The sequence below is a fragment of the Rhizobium sp. P1_B8 genome (assembly GCF_056406515.1).
This window is the reverse complement of sequence record NZ_JBFTZZ010000008.1, coordinates 142,876-161,350: the sequence shown is the minus strand read 5'-3', so window position 1 is coordinate 161,350 and position 18,475 is coordinate 142,876. Positions and strand designations below refer to the sequence as shown.

Here is an 18,475-nt window from a genome sequence, read left to right as displayed (position 1 = left end):
GATACGGACCGGCCCGGCGTTCGGGAAAAGAGCGATATCCGACCATGGCTGGACCATTGACCTTTCATGGCATTCGACTGGACAGGCAACCGGCATGAGCATGGCAACGGATGATGGTGTGAAGGCCCAGCCGCTTCTTTCGCTTCGCGGCATCAACATGACATTCGGCGGTGTGAAGGCGCTGAAAAACGTCTCCTTCGAAGTCCTGCCCGGCGAGGTGCATTGCTTGGCCGGCGAGAATGGTTCCGGCAAGAGCACCCTTATCAAGGTGATATCAGGCGTCTATCGGCCTGCAGACGGCGCCGAGATCGTCTTCGACGGTGAGACGATATCCCTCATGACGCCTGGCATGGCCCAGTCCCGCGGCATCCAGATCATCTGGCAGGACCTCGCGCTCTTTCCGGAAATGAGCGTGGCCGAAAACATCGCCTTCCAGACCCTTTCCGGTTCGCGCCCGCGCTTCGTCAATTATGCCGCGATCCGCGGAACAGCCGAGGAGGCACTCGCCCGGCTCGGCATTACCCTCGACGTCGACAGGCCTCTCAAGGACTTCGCCATCGCGCAGCGTCAGATCGTCGCCATCGCCCGCGCGCTGGTCGGAGAGGCCCGCATCGTCTTCATGGACGAGCCGACCGCCTCGCTCACCCAGTCTGAGACCGATCATCTGCTGGCGATCGTGCGCACGCTGTCGGCTTCGGGCGTTGCCGTGGTCTTCGTCAGCCATCGCCTTGCGGAAGTGCTGGAAATTTCCTCGCGCATCACGGTGCTGCGCGATGGTGCGCTGGTCGGTGTCTATCCGGTGGAAGGCATGACCCAGTCTAAGATCACCGAGCTGATGACCGGGCGCACCTTCGACCAGAATGTTCGCGCCCGCGACCTGTCGCACAACCCGGTCCTGCTTTCTGTAAGCAAGCTTTCCCGGCCTGGCGAGTTCGAGGACATCTCCTTCGATCTGCGCCGTGGCGAGACCCTCGGAATCACCGGCCTGCTCGGCTCCGGGCGCACCGAACTCGCGCTCACGCTGTTCGGCATGCGCCGGCCCGCCGCCGGAACGATCGTGTTGGAGGGAAAGCCGGTGCGCTTTGCCTCCAACCGCGAGGCGATCACCTCAGGCGTCGCCTATCTCTCCGAAGACCGCCTTTCGCTCGGTCTCAACCAGCCGCAATCCATCGCCGACAATCTGGTCATGGCCTCCCTCAACCGTATCCTAGGCGGCCGGCTCATCTCGCCGGAAAAGAAGCGCTCGCTGGTCGCGCGCTGGATCGCCGATCTCGGCGTCAGGATCGGCAAGCAGGACGATGCGATCTCGACGCTTTCGGGCGGCAACCAGCAGCGCGTCGCGATCGCCAAATGGCTCGCCACCGATCCAAAGGTGCTGATCCTCGATGCGCCCACGGTCGGCGTCGATGTCGGCGCGCGCGCCGGCATCTTCGAAATCGTTGCACGCCTCGCCGAGGCGGGGCTGGCGATCATCCTGATTTCGGACGAGGTGCCGGAGGTCTATTTCAACGCCGATCGGATCATCCATATGGAAAAGGGCCGCATCGCCGGCTGGCATGATCCGCGCGCGACTACGCTGAAAGACCTGGAGGCGGCGGTCTATGCGTAAGCTGTTCCTGTCCCATACGACTGAATTCGTGCTGTTTGCCGTCATCATCGCTATGAGCATTGTTCTTGCTCTCATGACCGACCGTTTCTTCACGCTCGGCAATGTCTTCGACCTGCTCAATATCAGCGCGGTCAACATTATCTTTGCCGTTGGCCTGCTCGTGGTGCTGATATCAGGCGGGATCGACATCTCCTTCGCGGTCGCAGCCTCGATCGTGCAATACGTCACTGCACTTGCGCTCGAGAGGATCGGCGGGGGTGGATGGGTATCCGGCTTCCTGATTGCGGCCGGCATCGGCATCGTGCTCGGCGTGATCAACGCCTTCCTGATCCACCGCTTCCGCATCATCTCGATCGTCGCGACGATCGCGACCTTCAACGTCTATTTCGGCTTGCTGATGTTTTTCACCAAGGGGGTGTCGATCTACAATCTGCCCGACTGGCTGACGAGCCGCGTCATCATCTACGAGCGCGAAATGGCCGATGGGAGCTGGGCTGAGATCACCTTGCCGGTTGTGGTCATGGCCGTCTGCACGCTCGCCACATGGTTCTTCATTACCCGCACGACGACCGGCCGGCAGCTCTACGCCTTCGGCGACAATCCGGAAGGCGCGCGCCGCTTCGGCATCAATATCGGCGCCATGCAGTTCATCGCCTTCGGCTGGCTTGGGTTGATGGCAGGCATCGCCGGGCTCATGCAGGCGCATTATGCGCAGGAGGTCGTGCCGAACGCACTCTACGGCCGCGAACTCGATGTGCTCGCTGCCGTGGTGCTCGGTGGGGCGCGGCTGGGCGGCGGCAAGGGCTCGGTGCTCGGTTGCGTGCTGGGCGTGCTGCTCGTCTCGATCACCCAGAACGGCCTCAACCTGATGGGCGTCTCGCCCTTCGCCTTCAAGATGATCGTCGGCGCGATCATCCTCGTTGCGATCACCTTGTCGAGCGCCCGCATCGGCAATCTGGTGCCAGTGTTTGCGACCCGGAAATCGACCGGTGACAGGCCTGCAGGCAGGGGAGAGAGCTGATGAACGCGCTTGCCGCCCGCTTCAACGCCATCTTCGGGGCCGACATGGCCGGTCCCCTCGCCGCGCTGGCGGCCGTGCTTGTCGTCTTCAGTTTCGCCTCGCCGCATTTCCTGACGGGCGCGACCTTCGGATCGGTCGCCTTTCAGCTTCCCGAGCTGGGTGTTCTGACGCTTGCCATGCTGATGCCGATCCTCACCGGCGGCCTCAACCTTGCGATCACCTTCACCGCCAACATCGCCGGCCTGACGCTCGCCTGGACGCTGCAGGCCAATGGCGGCATCGATGCCGGCCCGGGCGCCTTCCTGCTCGGCTCGGCTCTGGCGCTTGCCGTCGGTGCCGCCAGCGGCCTGGTCATGGGCCTCGTCATCGCCTTTACCCGCGCCCATCCGATCCTCGTTTCGCTGTCGATGATGATCTTTCTGCGCGGCCTCGGCGAGTTCCTGACGCGCGGCGGCGATATCTCGGGCTTCCCTACCTTCATCGCTCCGATCGGCCACGGCAGCATCCTCGGCATCCCGGTACCTTTGTTGATCCTGATCGCCTGCGTAATCGCCAGCCACATTCTACTCTCGCGCTCCAAGCTCGGCTTTTCCACCTACATGATCGGCTCCAATATCGAGTCTGCCCGCTATTCCGGCATCAACACCCGCAAGGTTCTGGTGCTGGTCTATATGCTTTCCGGCGTGATGGCTGCGGTTGCCGGCATCATCATGCTTGCGCGCTTCAATTCGGTGCGCGTCGGCCACGGCGAGTCCTATCTGCTGATCACCGTGCTCGCCTGCTTTCTCGGCGGCATCAATCCTTTCGGCGGCTTCGGCCGCGTCCTGCCCGTCTTCGTGGCGCTCATCGTGCTGCAGCTTCTCTCTTCGGGGCTCAACCTGCTCGGCGCCAACCAGCACCTCACCACTGCCGTCTGGGGTATCCTGCTCATCGTCGTGATGGTGCTGCGGTGGTTCTCGGCCAAGTTCATCAGAATCGTGAAATAGGAGATACGATCATGGAAGGTTTCGGCGTTCACACCAGCATGTGGACCATGAACTGGGATCGCGCAGGTGCCGAAAAGGCGATTGCCGGAGCCGTGCACTACAAGATGGATTTCATCGAGATCGCGCTGCTGAACGCGCCTGCCGTCGATGCCAAACATACCCGCGCCCTGCTTGAAAAGAATAAGCTGCGCGCCGTCTGCTCGCTCGGCCTGCCGGAACATGCCTGGGCCTCGGTCCGCCCGGATGCCGCAATCGAGCACCTGAAGGTTGCGATCGAAAAGACTGCAGAAATGAACGCCGAGGCCCTGTCCGGCGTCATCTTCGGCGGCATCGGCGAGCGCACCGGCGTGCCACCGACGCAGGGCGAATACGACAACATCGCCAAGGTGCTCGACGTAGCGGCAAAGCATGCTAGGAAGCACGGCATCCAGCTCGGCGTCGAGGCCGTGAACCGCTATGAGAACCACCTGATCAACTCGGCGCAGCAGGCCGTCGAGATGGTGGAGCGCGTCGGCGCGGATAACATCTTCGTTCACCTCGACACCTACCACATGAATATCGAGGAAAAGGGTGCGGCAAATGGCATCCTGATCGCCCGCGATCACCTGAAGTACATCCATCTTTCGGAAAGCGACCGCGGCACACCGGGCTACGGCAACATCCCGTGGGATGCGATCTATGCCGCGCTCGCCGCAATCGGCTTCAAGGGCGGGCTTGCGATGGAAAGCTTCATCAACATGCCGCCTGAGGTCGCCTATGGCCTGGCCGTCTGGCGCCCCGTTGCACGCGATATGGAAGAGGTCATGGACAAGGGCCTGCCGTTCCTGCGCAATAAGGCGGAACAATACGGTCTCATCTGACCCGGTTTGCCGGATATTCCGAATTCCCCTGTTGGCCGACTGCCATCAACGACAAGCCATAACCGCAGCGGCCGCACGGGTGTCTGGCTGAAGAGTTCTTGCCATCGCCGGCAAGGGGCGTGACGCCCGTCTCTTCAGCACAGGCACCGAATTTCATTCGGCTCGTGCATGCGAAATGACTCTTGAGAAATATCATACTGTTTGTGATATTGTTATTGATGCTTGTTACTTTCCTCCCCCTATGCCATTTTGCCTGTTAAAATAAGGCGCTTGAACGGCCCGCGCCCGGGCTCTAGTTTCAAAGAGATGGCGGCGTTTCGATCGACCATCGATATGGGGGAATCTTGGATGGCACGCATTACGCTGAGGCAACTGCTCGACCATGCTGCGGAGGAAGGCTACGGCGTTCCCGCTTTCAACATCAACAACATGGAGCAGGCGCTCGCCATCATGGAGGCCGCGGATGCGTGCCAGGCGCCGGTTATCATGCAGGCGTCGCGCGGAGCCCGCGCCTATGCCAATGACATCATGCTGAAGCACATGATGGATGCCGTCGTTGAAATCTATCCGCATATTCCAGTCTGCGTGCATCTCGATCACGGCAACGATCCCTCCAACTGCATGACGGCGATCCAGGCGGGCTTCACCTCGGTAATGATGGATGGTTCACTGAAGGCGGACGCCAAGACGCCCGCCGACTGGGCCTATAATGTCGGCGTCACCAAGATGGTGACTGACATGGCGCATTTCGGCGGCATCTCAGTGGAAGGCGAACTCGGTGTTCTCGGTTCTCTCGAGACCGGCATGGGCGAGGCCGAGGACGGCCACGGCGCCGAGGGCAAGCTTTCGCATGACCAGCTGCTGACCGACCCGGACGAAGCGGTGAAGTTCGTGCGCGAAACCAAGGTCGATGCGCTCGCCATCGCGATGGGCACATCGCATGGCGCCTACAAGTTCACCCGCAAGCCGGACGGTTCGGTACTGGCGATGAACGTCATCGAAGAAATTCACCGCAAGCTTCCGAACACACATCTCGTCATGCATGGCTCGTCCTCGGTCCCGATCGAACTGCAGGAGATCATCAACAAGTATGGCGGCCAGATGAAACCGACATGGGGAGTGCCGGTCGAGGAAATCCAGCGCGGCATCAAGAACGGCGTGCGCAAGGTCAACATCGACACCGACGGCAGAATGGCGATGACCGGCCAGATCCGCCGCGTGCTGCAGGAAGATCCAAGCGAGTTCGATCCGCGCAAATATCTGAAGCCGGCGATGACGGCGCTGACCAAGCTCTGCAAGGAACGCTTCGAACAGTTCGGCACCGCCGGCATGGCCGGCCGCATCACGCCCCTCCCCGTTTCGGAAATGGCGAAGCGTTACAAGTCCGGTTCCCTCGATCCGGCTTTCTCCTGAAACTGGGTTAGCCCGAGGCCGGGCGCGGTGTCTTTTCCGGCTCGGCGGCAACCTTGCCTGTCAGTGCTTGGCCGTGGAAGCGGCCCAGCTGGCTGACAACGTCCTGGATTTCGCTTGCCGTTCGTTCGGCATTCCAATCGAGCGCTGCCCCGGCAACGCCGGCGATTTCCCGCAGGCCTTCCAGCGTCAACCGGCCCTCGATCGCAAGCGTCGTACGACGCATCACGATGTCCGACAGGTGGACGACGATTTCGTTCCGGGCGATCCAGTCGATCTCGCGGAGACTGTAACGCGGCGCACCCGCCAGGCGCTGCTCGTCGGTATAGCCTGAAGGAGAAGAAAGCAGGGCTGCGGCCGTCGTGCCGTAGCGGGCGAGCAGTTCGTCGGCACGCTCGGCGGCAACGCCGCTGCGTGATGCGGTATCCCTGATCCAGGCGCTACGTTGCTGGGCATCAGCCGGAAAGGCCTTGCCGCCGCCGACCGCCAGATAGCGTGTCGACTGGCTGCGGCTGCGCTGCAGCCGGGAGAGAACGGTGTCGGCGACCTCTTCCGCAAAGCCACGGAACGTCGTCCACTTGCCTCCGACCAGCGAAATGATCGGAAACGGTCTGCCGCTCTCTGGCTCCTTCACCGGCGCGGAGTGATCACGGCTGATTAGCCCCGGTGCTGCCGCATCTGACGCCGGCAGCGGGCGGATACCGCTATAGCTGTAAACGACCTGGTCGCGATCGATGCGGAGCGTCGGCAGCAGCGAGCGGACACTTTCGAGAAAATACTCGGTTTCCGGCTCCTCGCAGCGGACATTGTCCGGATCATCCGCCGGAATGTCGGTCGAACCAACAAGTGCCAGCCCGAGATAGTCGTAGACCAGGCAGATTCGGCCGTCGTCGGCCTCGAAATAGATCATGTGGCCGTTGAGGCTTCGCACCAGCTCGGGATGGTCAAGCAGGATATGGGAACCCTTGGTGCCGCCGATCAGGTGCGATGGGGCACCGAGTAAAGTGTTGACGTGATCGATCCAGGGACCTGCCGCATTGACGACCAGTTTGGGAGCAACGGTGACATCGCGACCATCGGGCTGCCGGAAGGTCAAATGCCCCTCTGAAACGGCAGCCAGTGTCGCGAAATTTGCCGCGAGGCTCCGCGCGTTCGCATCGAGACCATCGCTCACGAGCTCATAGACGAGTCGCTCCGGCCTGCTGATCTTGGCATCGTAATAGATGCCGCCGGCGACGATGGCGGGGGTTACATGCGGCATTTCCTTGCGCGCCTGTTTCTTCAAGATCAGCCGGTGGCGCGGCATGACCTGGTCGCGTGAACCGAAAAAGTCATAGAGCCGAAGCCCGATCTTGATGAGCACGGCTCCACGGCTGCGTGGCGCCGTCTTCGACCCGAAGAGCGTTCTGATCGCTGCCCAGATACCGCGGGTCCAGGAAAAGACCGGAATGAAGGTCGGCAGTGGCTCGACGCAATGCGGCGCGTTCTTGAGCAGGAGGTTGCGCTCAAGCGTCGATTGCGCAACCAGTCCGAACTCACCCGTTTCAAGATATTTCAGGCCGCCGTGAATGAGCCGCGATGGTGCGGCGCTCGTGCCGGAACCAAAGTCGGCCTTGTCGACGATCAGGCAATTGACACCCTGTAGCGAGAGGTCGCGGAACAGGCCGGCGCCGTTGATGCCCGCCCCGATGATCAAAACGTCGATATCGTTCTCGCCGGGATTCGAGAAGCGCTGCTGCAAATCGGGGGTCATGCTCGTCGTCCTAAATTGCCCGCCGCAGCAGGCATTTGTCTTTTCAGTTTGCCGATTGTTCCGGCGCAAGCGCGGCAATCCTAGGCCAAAGGGGGATCATCGCGTCGGCAATGTCGCGGAACACCTGGTAACGCTTTTCATAATCCGCGCTGCGCGCCGCATCCGGCCGGCAAGTCTTTGCGATGGCGGCCGTGTCGCGCGGATCGCTCTGCGGATCGGCGAAGACCCCAGCACCCGACCCGGCACAAAGCGCAGCACCCCAGGCGGCCGCCTCATCCGTCTCGGTTACCGTGACCGGCATGCCAAGCACATCGGCAAACATCTGCACGACGGCAGGGTTGCGCGAGATGCCCCCGGCGAGCCGCGCCTGATCGAAGGCAAAGCCGTCGCGAAGCGCGTCGACATGAATGCGATGATTGAAAGCGATGCCCTCAAGCACGGCGCGCAGCATGTCGCCGCGGTCGTGCCATCCACCGAGCCCGAAGAAGCCGGCGCTGGCCGCCGCGCCATAGGGCGAGCCGAACAGATAGGGATGGAAGAGCGCGGTCGAGGGGCGCTCGAAGGCGGCCTCGATCTCGGGCGCCAGCAGGGCGTGGATCGAGTTGCCTTGCACCTCGCCATTCTTCCGTTCGGCAGCGCAGAGCGTGTCGAGAAACCAGTCGTAGTTCGCTGTCGATGCCGGGGAGATCGACATGCTGTTCCAGATGCCGGGTGCAATCCCGTTGCGGCAGAACCAGCGCCGGTCGACACGCGGTTCCGACGAAAGCGTCTCGTTGATCGAATAGGTCCCAGCAATGACCGCGACAACGCCCTTGGCATAACCCCCTGCCCCGAGCGCCGAGGCCGTGACGTCGTGCAGACCGGCAACGACAGGCGTTCCTTCGGCGAGGCCCGTCAGTTGCGCGGCTTCACGGGTCACGCGTCCGACGATCTGGTCAGAGCGCGAGGCTGGTGGCAAGGCGTGGACGAGATCCTGCAATCCAAACAGCCGCAGGGCGTCCTCACTGTAGTTCTGCGTCTTGACATTGGTGAAGGAGGTGCTGGCTTCGGTGCGGTCCGTACCGATGGTCCCGGTCAGGCAGAACCGCAGCCAGTCCTTGCAGCTGAAGAAATGGCCGATGCGCTTATAGCGCTCAGTCTCGATTTCGCGGATCCAGGCAAGCAATGCCGATGGCGCGGAGACGTGCGGGATCTGCCCCGTCAGTTCGATCGCCAGGTCGGCGACGTCGCTTTTCGTCCACGGGTCGACGATCGCCCCTGCCCGGCTGTCCAGCGAGAGAATGGCCCGGCCGAGCGGCTTCCGGGCGTGATCGAGCAGGTAGATGCCGTCTCCGTGCGCGGTAGCGGCAATGCCCGCTATGTCGCTTGCCGGCCGCCCGCTGAGTGAAATCGCTTCGCGGATGGCATCGGCCGTCGCGTTCCACAATTCATCCATGTCGCGCTCGATATGGCGGGCCTTCGGAATGAACTGCGTCACCCGGCGCCGGGCGGCTGCAAGCGGCGTGCCGTCGACATCGAAGATGACCGCCTTGGTGACTGTCAAACCACTATCGATCCCGAGCAGTGTCGGCATTCCCGTTTACCTCACGAGGGACAACCGGCCCGTGCCGTCAGGAGCGCCCTCCGGCGCCCTTGGCAATGACCACGTTGATATCTCTGGACCGCATGCGGTCGATGTGCACCGGCTGGGTCTTGTCGTCGACGATAACGACGTCGAACTCATCCAGTGCTGCGAAACTGTGGAGTGCACGCCGTTCGAACTTTGTATGATCGGCAAGCAGGATGCGTTTTACGGAACAGTCGAACATGGCGCGCTTGGTATCGACTGTTTCAGGGGACTGGTGCAGCACCGTGCCATCGCTGATCGCCGACATCGAGATGAACGCGACATCTGCCCTGAGTGCCTTGATCTCGTTGATGGTTATGCGACCCATGAAGGCATTGCACCAATTGTAATATTGGCCGCCGAGGGCGAGCAGCGTGACGTCGTGCAGGCCCGTCAGCGCATTCATCAATGTCAGGGAATTGGTAATTGCGGTGACCGGCACCTTCGAAGGCAGGTGCGCCGCCATCTGAAGTACCGTGGTCGAGTCATCGAAAAAGATCGCCTGTCCCGGTTCGACGAATTGCATTGCCGCCTCGGCGATCAGCTTCTTTTCCACCGACTGGCGGTTGGAGCGATAGACGTCGCTGGATTCGATGAGATTGGTCGCCGCCGCCGTGACGATGCCGCGCGTCTTCCTGAAGAGGCCGCGGCTGACGAGCTCATCGACATCGCGGTGAGCCGTCATCAGGCTGATCCCAAAGCGGTCGGTCAGGTCTTCAATCCGCATCGAGCCTTCACCCATCACGGCCTCTGCAATCATGCGGCGGCGCGCGATCTGGCGCGTCTGCCTGCTGTCGCTGGTGAGCTGGTCCAACAGATGGTCGTCCCGGCTGGTCTTCTGTGTCACGGGTCACCCCTGTCGCTGAACTATGGATCCCAGCTTCGTACAGTGATTGCCGCGCCAAGGCAAAAAGGCGAAACGCAACCGGCGGTTGGACCGCAGGCCATCGCTTCCAGCATGAAAATGAGGGCGCTCTTGCGAGCGCCCTTTTACCGTTTACTGCGCCAGAACGAACGGGCCGGTGTACTTGTCGATGTTGTCCTTGGTGATCAACAGGCAATCGAAGAGCTGCTTTTCGCTCTTGGCACCCGTGTTACCCGTCTTGATCAGGTTGTCTGCCTGCTTGACGGCTTCTTCGGAGAAGACGGCAACCGGCTGGAGGACGGTGTATTGGAGTTCGCCCGCCTTGATGGCAGCAACTGCATCCGGAGAACCGTCGAAGCCGCCGACCTTCACATTGGCGAGCTTGCCGGCTTCCTTGAGTGCGGCGATCGCGCCGAGCGCCATTTCGTCATTGCCCGAGATGACGCCGACGATATCCGGGTTGGCCTGCAGCATGGACTGCATCTTGTTGTGGCCCTGGGTGCGGTCCCAGTTGGCAACTTCCTTGGCGACCTTCTTCAGATCCGGATACTGCGAAAGGACAGTCTCGTAGCCATTCGAACGCGTTGCCGCGTTGTTGTCGGACGGCGCGCCGAAGAGTTCGGCATAGTTGCCCTTGTCGCCGATCGCTTCGACCCATTGCTGCGCGCCGAGGGCGGCACCCTGTGCGTTGTTGGAAACAAGCTGCGCCTTGGCTAGGCCTTCCTGGTTGATCTCGGCGTTGACGAGGATGACCGGGATGCCGGCAGCAACGGCCTTCTTGACCGCACCGACGGAACCGTCGGCGTTTGCCGGGTCGAGGATGATCGCCACCGACTTGTTGGTGATCGCCGTATCGATCAGGTTGCTTTCGGTATTGGTGTCACCCTTGTGGGCGTTGACCGAGGCCGTGTAGCCCAGCTTTTCGGCGGTTGCCTTGGCGACATTGCCTTCCGTCAGCCAATAGGGATTCGACGGATCGTTGACGATGATCGTCATCATGCCCGCTGCCCAAGCGGAGCTTGCAAGAAGCGGTGCTACTGCCGCGGCGGCCAGAAGTATGCGCATGCCTTTCTTAAACATAGTCTCTCTCCCATTTGTGAGTTCAGTTATTGCCGGGGATCCGGCAGTGCTTTCCCCAATCGGCTTCGTGGACTCCAGCCTGCCGTCGTGGATAAGTTTCGGTCTCAGCCGTCAGGACGATTTGACCCGGCGGCCGTATTGGATGCTGTTCATGAGGACGGCGAGAACGATCACCGCGCCGGTGAATACCGTCTGCCAGTAGGCCGAGACGCCGATGATCACGAGGCCGTCCGAAAGGAAGCCGATAACGAAGGCGCCGAGCATGGTGCCGCGAACCGTACCGCGGCCGCCGGTCAGCGCCGCGCCGCCGATGACCACGGCTGCGATCGCCGTCAGTTCGTAGGTTGTGCCTGCCGTCGGACCAGCAGAGGTCAACTGCGAAGAGAGGACCAGGCCGGCGATCGCTGCACAGACGCCCGAAAGCACATAGACGATGATCTTCACGCGCTTGACCGGGACGCCGGAGAGGTCGGCGGCACGCTCGTTACCACCTGAGGCGTAGAGCCAGCGGCCGAAGGCAGTGCGGCTCAGCACGATGCCGCAAACGATGGCGAGAACCGCAAGCACGATGACCCCGATCGGAATGCCTGCGAGCCGGTTGAAGCCCAGCCAGTCGAAGCCGGTATTGCCGAGTTCCGGACGGCCGCCGAGATTGTTGTAGGTCAGGCCGTTGGTCATCAGGAGCGCGATACCGCGGGCCACGTAGAGCACGCCCAGCGAGGCGACGAAGGCCGGCACCTTGAGATAAGCGATCAGCACGCCGTTGACCGCACCGACCAGCGCACCGAGCGCACATGTGATGACGACGACGGCCCAGACCGGCGGATAGAGGATGACGCCGAGATAGGTGAGCGTGACCCCCTGCATCAGGAAACCGGCGATGCAGCCTGCAAGCCCGAGTGTCGAGCCGACCGACAGATCGATGCCGCCATTCAGGATGACGAGCAGCATGCCGATCGCCAGAATGCCGAAGATCGCGACATGCGACGCCATGATCAGGAAGTTGTTCAGCGTGAAGTAATAGGGCGACAGGAACGAAAAGACCGCGATGATGACGATCAGCGCGAAGAAGGCCCGGCCTTCCAGGATGAGACGCACGATATTGGTATTGCGCTTCTGCCCGCTGGAAACTGATTTCTTTTCGGTGACGTTCGTGACTGACATAATCAGTGCTCCATAATCCAGGCTAGTGCGCGACCACGGCTTCGCCGGAGGCGGCCATGATCTTTTCCTTGGTGACATCCGAGCCGAACTCGGCCGATATCCTGCCGCGATGCATGACGATGATGCGGTGCGCGATACTCAGGCATTCATTGACTTCGGACGTCGAATAGATGACCGCCAATCCCTGCTTGGCGCGCTCCGCGAGCAACTTGAAAACTTCCGCCTTGGCGCCGATGTCGATGCCGCGGCTTGGCTCATCGAGCAGGATGACCTTTGGCTGGGTTGCCAGCATCTTGCCGATGACGACCTTCTGTTGGTTGCCGCCGGAGAGCGAGCCGATCGAAGCTGAACCGCCATCGGTTTTCACATGCACCCGCCGGATCGCGTCATTGACGAGATCGCGCTCCCGATGGCCGGAGGTGAAAAGCCCTTTGGTGAAGGCGCGGATACTCGCAAGCGACAGATTGGAGCCGACCGTCATCGTCTGGACGAGGCCGTCGCGCTGGCGATCTTCCGGCACAAGCACGAGACCGCTGGCAATGCGCCCGGCGATGCTGAGCCCACTGACGTCCTGTCCTTCGAGCAGAACCTGTCCGCCACTTGCGCGCAGACGTCCGGCAATGCATTCGAGCAGTTCCGTGCGCCCGGCGCCCATCAGCCCGTAGATGCAGACGATCTCACCGGCACGCACCTTGAGAGACAGACGATCGACCGCATTATAGGCAGCGCCGGAGGGGCCGGGGACACTGAGGTTTTCGATGGAAAGCGAGACGTTTCCGAACGGATGACCTTGCGGCGGGCTGCCAAGGTCGAAATTCTCGCCGACCATGTTGCGGACGATCCATTCGAGATCGATATCCTTGCGCTCGGCATAGGCGGTCATGTTTCCGTCGCGCAGAACGACGGCGTGATTGGTGATCTGTAGCGCCTCTTCCAGATGATGCGAGATGTAGACGATCGACACGCCGCGGCTCGTCAGGTCGTGGATGACTTTGAAGAGCACTTCCACCTCCGTCGCGCTCAGCGCCGAGGTCGGCTCGTCCATGATCAGGATGCGCGAATTGATGGAGAGTGCCCGCGCAATTTCGACGATCTGCTGCTGGCCGAGGCGAAGATCCTCGACGCGCGTCTGCGGATCGATGTCTTCCTCGAGCTCTTCCATGAGCGCCCGGGTCTGACGCTCCTCTTCAGCGAAGTCGACGACACCACCCTTGATGATCTCCCGGCCCATGAAAATATTGTCACGGACACTGAGATTGGGGGCGAGGCTGAGCTCCTGATGGATGATGGAGATCCCGCACTCGCGCGCATGGGTCGACGAGCTAAAGCTGATCGGCGAGCCGTCGAGAATGATCTCGCCGGAGCTTGGCTGCGCGACACCCGAAAGGATCTTCATCAACGTCGACTTGCCCGCGCCGTTCTCTCCGAACAGCGTTGTGACCTGGCCGCGATGAATGTCGAAGTTCACTCCCTTGAGGGCGTGAACGCTGCCGTAGGATTTTGCGATGTTGCGCGCTGCGAGGACGACCTCGCCTTTCGCCCCGTTGCTACGTTGCGGCTGGCTCATTTGAGCTCGACCTTCACCGGCGTGACGAGCCAGTTCTTCGGGTTGATGAGCTTGAAGACGCCGACGACGGTCGCCTGCTTTCCGTCCAGGGCGTCAGGATCCATGCCCGCAAAAACCGCCTTCTTCATCTCGTTATTGATGGCCGATCCGGCATCCTGATACTGGATCTGGTTGGTAAACTGGCCGAATTCGATGGTGCCGGTTGCGTCGCGGAGGTCCGTGCCGTTGACCGCAGGGCCGGTCTGGACACGGACCACCGTCTCGGGAGGCAACCCATCGATCTTCATTTCGTTGGTGTTCGACTTGCGGGCGCCGAAAACGCCGGTCAGCGTGACGGGAATGACCGGTCCGGTGCTCGTCGCAGTGCCGTATTTCTCGGCCGCCGCCTTCTTGTCGGCGGCAATGGCGGCCGCGAGATCGGCGGCCGCAGCGGCCCGCTCCTCGACATTTGCCTTGATTTTCGGGAACTGCTCAGCGCCGAAGGTTTCCGGAGAGAACGCCTGCTGGCGGACATCGTTTTCGGAACCGATCTTGACGACCGTCGTATCGAACGCGATCGCTGCAACGACGATGACCGCCAACGCCGCGCTGACAAGGAGCCCGCGATTGCCGCTGCTCGGCTTTGATGCTGCATGATCGGGCGAGGTACTCATGTCCGGACGGCCTTTGGCTTGGAATGGCAAGATGGGGAGGGCTAGCGCGATGATGATCGCAGGCGCGCTGAAGCACTGCGTCGCACCGGAACAGAAACCGGCGGGCCACCCGCAAGAGCGCAACTCTGGACGAAAATTCGCATTGGAAGCCTCCTCAACAAGACCGGCAGATGTCTCCTCCAACCGCCTGGGCCTGCAAATTCTCCATCAGGAAGCGCACTTCCGTGATAGAAGTATGTTACTTATGCCGTAAATGATGTTATATATTTTATAAACTGTCAACGGCACTTTCACGCCAACTCGACTGAAATGCACGACCTCACATCTTGTTCATCGCGCTGCGGTGCAGCAAAAAATGACACGCCTTCACACTTGTCATTCTACCGAATTATGGCGGCATCTCTCTGTTTTTCATGCATAATTGTACAGATCAGGCATTGCGCGCATTACCGTTTTCGATGCTGCACGCCAACAGCTCGGCGGCGCGGAAGCAAGCTCCTTGCTCTTCTATTTTAGTTGAAAAAAATTACATCGCTAGAAAAATCTTACTGGCATTATGGTATCTTTATGTTATCTTTTCGAGTGAAGCTAGGGAGGTTTCGGCTGCGCGCCAGATCTGGGATCTGCCAAAGGCGGCGCGCTTGCCGTTGCCCGTGGAAGGGCCGACGTTGGCAGCCGGATGCATCATCCCAGATGAGTTTAGGGTCGGGAGGACTTCAGATGAATTTGATGCGCGTATTTCCTGCGGCGGTGCTTGCGATGGTGGCGAGATAGGCCTGCGATGACATCGACCCAGACGATCATCATTGGCATAGATGCCGGCACCTCGGTCATCAAGGCTGTCGCCTTCGATCTGTCCGGGCGCCAGATTGCCACAGCCTCCGTTCGCAACAGATACACCACCGGAGACAATGGCTCGGCAACGCAGTCGCTGGATCAGACCTGGCTCGATTGCGCCAGCGCGTTGCGGGGCCTAGGCGAAAAAGTCGCTGATCTTGCATCATGCACCGCAGCCATCGCCGTTACCGGACAGGGCGACGGCACCTGGCTCGTCGGCCACGGCAATATGCCGGTCGCCGATGCCTGGCTGTGGCTCGACGCGCGCGCCGCGCCGACGGTCACGTCGCTTGCCGGCGGAACGCAGAACCGTGCCCGCTTCGAAGCGACAGGCACCGGTCTCAACACTTGCCAACAGGGCGCGCAACTTGCCCATATGGACCGCTTCACGCCGGATCTTCTCGATCGGGCGGAGGCGGCGCTGCACTGCAAGGACTGGCTCTATCTCAACCTCACGGGCGTGCGGGCGACCGATCCATCGGAGGCGAGTTTCACCTTCGGCAATTTCAGAACGCGCCAGTATGATGCCGTGGTGATCGATGCGCTCGGCCTTGACCACAGGCGCGGGCTCCTGCCCGAAATCATCGACGGCAGCGAGATCAGCCACCCGCTGACATCGGGGGCGGCGAAGGCCTGCGGGCTTCTTGCTGGAACGCCGGTCTGCCTCGGCTATGTCGACATGGTGATGACGGCGCTCGGTGCAGGCGTGCGCAGCGACGCTCGCAACGCCGCCTGCTCGACGATCGGCTCGACCGGTGTGCACTTGCGCGCCAAGTCCGTTGCCGACGTTCAGCTCAATCGTGAGGGTACCGGCTATGTGATCGCCCTTCCCATCCCCGGCATCGTCACTCAGGTCCAGACGAATATGGGCGCCACGATCAACATCGACTGGATCCTTGAGGTCGCCGCCTATCTCATGGCCGAGGCAGGTAAGCCTGCTTCGCATGCAGACCTTATTGCGCGCATCGACGGCTGGTTTGCAGAAAGCCGACCGGGGGCGGTGCTTTACCATCCCTATATTTCCGAAGCGGGCGAACGTGGGCCTTTCGTCAACGCCAATGCGCGCGCGGGCTTCACCGGGCTTTCGATGCGTCACGGCTTCCCCGATCTGCTGCGCAGCGTGGTCGAAGGGTTGGGGCTTGCCACCCGCGACTGCTACGCCGCGATGGGCACGATGCCCGAAGAGCTGCGGCTCACGGGCGGGGCCACACGCTCCCTCGCCCTTCGCCGTTCACTCTCGGCCGCCGTTAACGCACCGATCCGCCAGTCGCGCCGCGAGGAGACGGGGGCGGCCGGCGTGGCGATGATGGCCGCGGTGGCTGTCGGCGTCTATTCCAGCATGGACGATTGCATAGCCGACTGGGTGACGCCGCTGCTCGGCGATCCGGAGACACCGGATGCCAACGAGGCCCACCGGTTCGACCGGCTCTTTTCCGCCTATACCGATGTGCGCCAGGCAATGGCGCCCGCCTGGGACAAGCTTGCCGAAGCCGCAACGACGTCGCCGGTGGGCGCGTAATTCTGATGCAGCAGGCATCGAAGGAGCATGACATGACCGAACCCGAACTCCTGGATCTCTTCGTCATCGGCGGCGGCATCAACGGCGCGGGGATAGCACGCGATGCTGCGGGCCGCGGCCTGAAGGTCGTGCTGTGCGAAAAGGACGACCTGGCACAGGGAACTTCGTCGCGTTCGGGCAAGCTGGTGCATGGCGGTCTGCGTTACCTCGAATATTACGAATTCCGTCTGGTGCGTGAGGCGCTGATCGAGCGTGAAGTGCTGCTCAATGCCGCGCCGCATATCATCTGGCCGATGCGCTTCGTCCTGCCGCACAGCCCAGAGGATCGCCCCGCATGGCTCGTGCGGCTCGGCCTCTTCCTCTATGATCATCTCGGCGGCCGCAAGAAGCTGCCCGGGACCCGCACGCTCAACCTGCTCCGCGACCCGGAAGGCACGCCGATCCTCGATCAATACACGCGCGGCTTTGAATATTCCGATTGCTGGGTCGACGACGCCCGCCTCGTGACCTTGAATGCGTTGAGCGCAGCAGAAAACGGCGCTCTGGTGCTGACCCGCTCGCCGGCCGTGTCGGCCCGTCGCGAGAATGGCGGTTGGACCGTGGTCACGAAAAGCAACTCCACGGGAGAGACGCGAACCTTCCGTGCCAAATGTCTGGTGAACTGCGCCGGCCCCTGGGTGATGGACATCATCAATCGCGTCGCCGGCTCGAACTCCGGCCGCAACGTCCGCCTCGTCAAGGGCAGCCACATCATCGTGCCGAAGTTCTGGGCAGGTGCCAATGCCTATCTGGTGCAGAACCACGACAAACGCGTCATTTTCATCAATCCCTACGAGGGCGACAAGGCGCTGATCGGGACGACCGATATCGCTTACGAAGGCCGGGCCGAGGATGTTTCCGCCGACGAGACGGAGATCGAGTATCTGCTCAAGGCGGTCAATCGCTACTTCAAGGAAAAGCTGCGCCGCCACGATGTGCTGCACAGCTTCTCCGGCGTGCGCCCGCTGTTTGACGACGGCAAGGGCAACCCGTCGGCCGTTACCCGCGACTATGTCTTCGATCTCGACGAGACCGGCGGCGCTCCGCTGCTCAACGTCTTCGGCGGCAAGATCACCACATTCCGCGAACTCGCCGAGCGCGGCATGCAGCGGCTGAAGCACATCTTCCCGAACATGGGAGGCGACTGGACGGAGAAAGCGCCGCTGCCGGGCGGCGAAATTCCGAATGCCGACTACGAGAGCTTTGCCAACAGCCTGCGCGATATCTATCCCTGGATGCCGCGCAAGCTCGTGCATCACTACGGCCGTCTCTATGGCGCCCGCGCCAGGAATGTGGTTGCCGGCGCGACAGGCATGGAAGGGCTCGGGCGGCATTTCGGTGGACAGCTCTATGAGGCCGAGGCCCGCTATCTCGTCGCCACGGAATGGGCCGAAACGGCCGAGGACATCCTCTATCGCCGCACCAAACACTATCTCCATCTGAACGAAGCGGAGCGCGTGGCCTTTGGCGAGTGGTTTGCGTCAACCCGCCTTGCTGCCGCCTGAA

At 61.7% G+C, this 18,475-nt stretch carries 16 protein-coding genes; 9 read left to right on the top strand and 7 right to left on the bottom strand.

What is annotated here, in order from left to right:
• The first annotated feature begins 94 nt into the window (after window positions 1–94).
• The 5 genes from AC1D2N_RS12960 to fba all read left to right on the top strand — a co-directional run bounded on the left by AC1D2N_RS12960 (window position 95) and on the right by fba (window position 5,889).
• A complete protein-coding gene (locus tag AC1D2N_RS12960; protein ID WP_018245686.1) occupies window positions 95–1,609 on the top strand; it encodes a sugar ABC transporter ATP-binding protein in 1,515 nt (504 codons plus the stop codon).
• Window positions 1,602–2,630 (top strand): ABC transporter permease, encoded by a 1,029-nt coding sequence (locus tag AC1D2N_RS12955; RefSeq protein WP_018245685.1) that lies wholly within the window; start codon window positions 1,602–1,604, stop codon window positions 2,628–2,630. The genes AC1D2N_RS12960 and AC1D2N_RS12955 overlap by 8 nt, the downstream gene beginning before the upstream one ends.
• Entirely contained in the window at window positions 2,630–3,616 is a 987-nt protein-coding gene (locus tag AC1D2N_RS12950; RefSeq protein ID WP_018245684.1) for an ABC transporter permease, read from the top strand. The genes AC1D2N_RS12955 and AC1D2N_RS12950 overlap by 1 nt, the downstream gene beginning before the upstream one ends.
• An 11-nt stretch (window positions 3,617–3,627) precedes the next feature.
• Entirely contained in the window at window positions 3,628–4,476 is an 849-nt protein-coding gene (locus AC1D2N_RS12945; RefSeq protein WP_026188701.1) for a sugar phosphate isomerase/epimerase family protein, read from the top strand.
• Between the two features lie 348 nt (window positions 4,477–4,824).
• Entirely contained in the window at window positions 4,825–5,889 is a 1,065-nt protein-coding gene (gene fba, locus AC1D2N_RS12940; RefSeq protein ID WP_018245682.1) for a class II fructose-bisphosphate aldolase, read from the top strand.
• A 7-nt stretch (window positions 5,890–5,896) separates the two neighbouring features.
• On the opposite strand, the gene AC1D2N_RS12935 is transcribed toward fba, so the two are convergent.
• The 7 genes from AC1D2N_RS12935 to AC1D2N_RS12905 all read right to left on the bottom strand — a co-directional run bounded on the left by AC1D2N_RS12935 (window position 5,897) and on the right by AC1D2N_RS12905 (window position 14,574).
• A complete protein-coding gene (locus AC1D2N_RS12935) occupies window positions 5,897–7,639 on the bottom strand; it encodes a glycerol-3-phosphate dehydrogenase/oxidase (RefSeq protein ID WP_026188700.1) in 1,743 nt (580 codons plus the stop codon).
• A gap of 43 nt (window positions 7,640–7,682) precedes the next feature.
• Window positions 7,683–9,212, bottom strand: a complete 1,530-nt coding sequence (locus AC1D2N_RS12930; protein WP_018245680.1) for an FGGY-family carbohydrate kinase — start codon at window positions 9,210–9,212, stop codon at window positions 7,683–7,685.
• A gap of 37 nt (window positions 9,213–9,249) precedes the next feature.
• Window positions 9,250–10,092: a DeoR/GlpR family DNA-binding transcription regulator gene (locus tag AC1D2N_RS12925; RefSeq protein WP_018245679.1), complete on the bottom strand. Its 843-nt coding sequence runs from the start codon at window positions 10,090–10,092 to the stop codon at window positions 9,250–9,252.
• 150 nt (window positions 10,093–10,242) lie between these two features.
• Window positions 10,243–11,190 (bottom strand): D-ribose ABC transporter substrate-binding protein, encoded by a 948-nt coding sequence (locus AC1D2N_RS12920; protein WP_003550839.1) that lies wholly within the window; start codon window positions 11,188–11,190, stop codon window positions 10,243–10,245.
• 111 nt (window positions 11,191–11,301) lie between these two features.
• Window positions 11,302–12,354 (bottom strand): ABC transporter permease, encoded by a 1,053-nt coding sequence (locus AC1D2N_RS12915; protein ID WP_018245678.1) that lies wholly within the window; start codon window positions 12,352–12,354, stop codon window positions 11,302–11,304.
• Window positions 12,355–12,376: 22 nt separating this feature from the next.
• Window positions 12,377–13,921 carry a sugar ABC transporter ATP-binding protein gene (locus tag AC1D2N_RS12910; RefSeq protein ID WP_018245677.1) on the bottom strand — a complete coding sequence of 515 codons (1,545 nt, stop codon included), beginning with the start codon at window positions 13,919–13,921 and terminating at the stop codon, window positions 12,377–12,379.
• Complete coding sequence (locus AC1D2N_RS12905) at window positions 13,918–14,574, bottom strand: DUF2291 domain-containing protein (protein ID WP_026188699.1); 657 nt, start codon at window positions 14,572–14,574, stop codon at window positions 13,918–13,920. The genes AC1D2N_RS12910 and AC1D2N_RS12905 overlap by 4 nt, the downstream gene beginning before the upstream one ends.
• A 49-nt stretch (window positions 14,575–14,623) precedes the next feature.
• Here AC1D2N_RS12905 and AC1D2N_RS12900 point away from each other — a divergent pair, with 49 nt between their 5' ends.
• The 4 genes from AC1D2N_RS12900 (at window position 14,624) to AC1D2N_RS12885 (ending at window position 18,474) form a co-directional block, all read left to right on the top strand.
• The gene (locus tag AC1D2N_RS12900; RefSeq protein ID WP_245268274.1) at window positions 14,624–14,827 is read left to right on the top strand and encodes a hypothetical protein; all 204 of its coding nucleotides are present in this window, start codon (window positions 14,624–14,626) and stop codon (window positions 14,825–14,827) included.
• Window positions 14,828–15,011: 184 nt separating this feature from the next.
• The gene (locus tag AC1D2N_RS12895) at window positions 15,012–15,359 is read left to right on the top strand and encodes a hypothetical protein (protein ID WP_162769107.1); all 348 of its coding nucleotides are present in this window, start codon (window positions 15,012–15,014) and stop codon (window positions 15,357–15,359) included.
• Complete coding sequence (locus tag AC1D2N_RS12890) at window positions 15,356–16,930, top strand: FGGY-family carbohydrate kinase (protein WP_018444791.1); 1,575 nt, start codon at window positions 15,356–15,358, stop codon at window positions 16,928–16,930. Before AC1D2N_RS12895 ends, AC1D2N_RS12890 begins: the two co-directional genes overlap by 4 nt.
• A gap of 32 nt (window positions 16,931–16,962) precedes the next feature.
• Window positions 16,963–18,474, top strand: a complete 1,512-nt coding sequence (locus tag AC1D2N_RS12885; RefSeq protein ID WP_026188698.1) for a glycerol-3-phosphate dehydrogenase — start codon at window positions 16,963–16,965, stop codon at window positions 18,472–18,474.
• Window position 18,475: the final 1 nt, after the last annotated feature.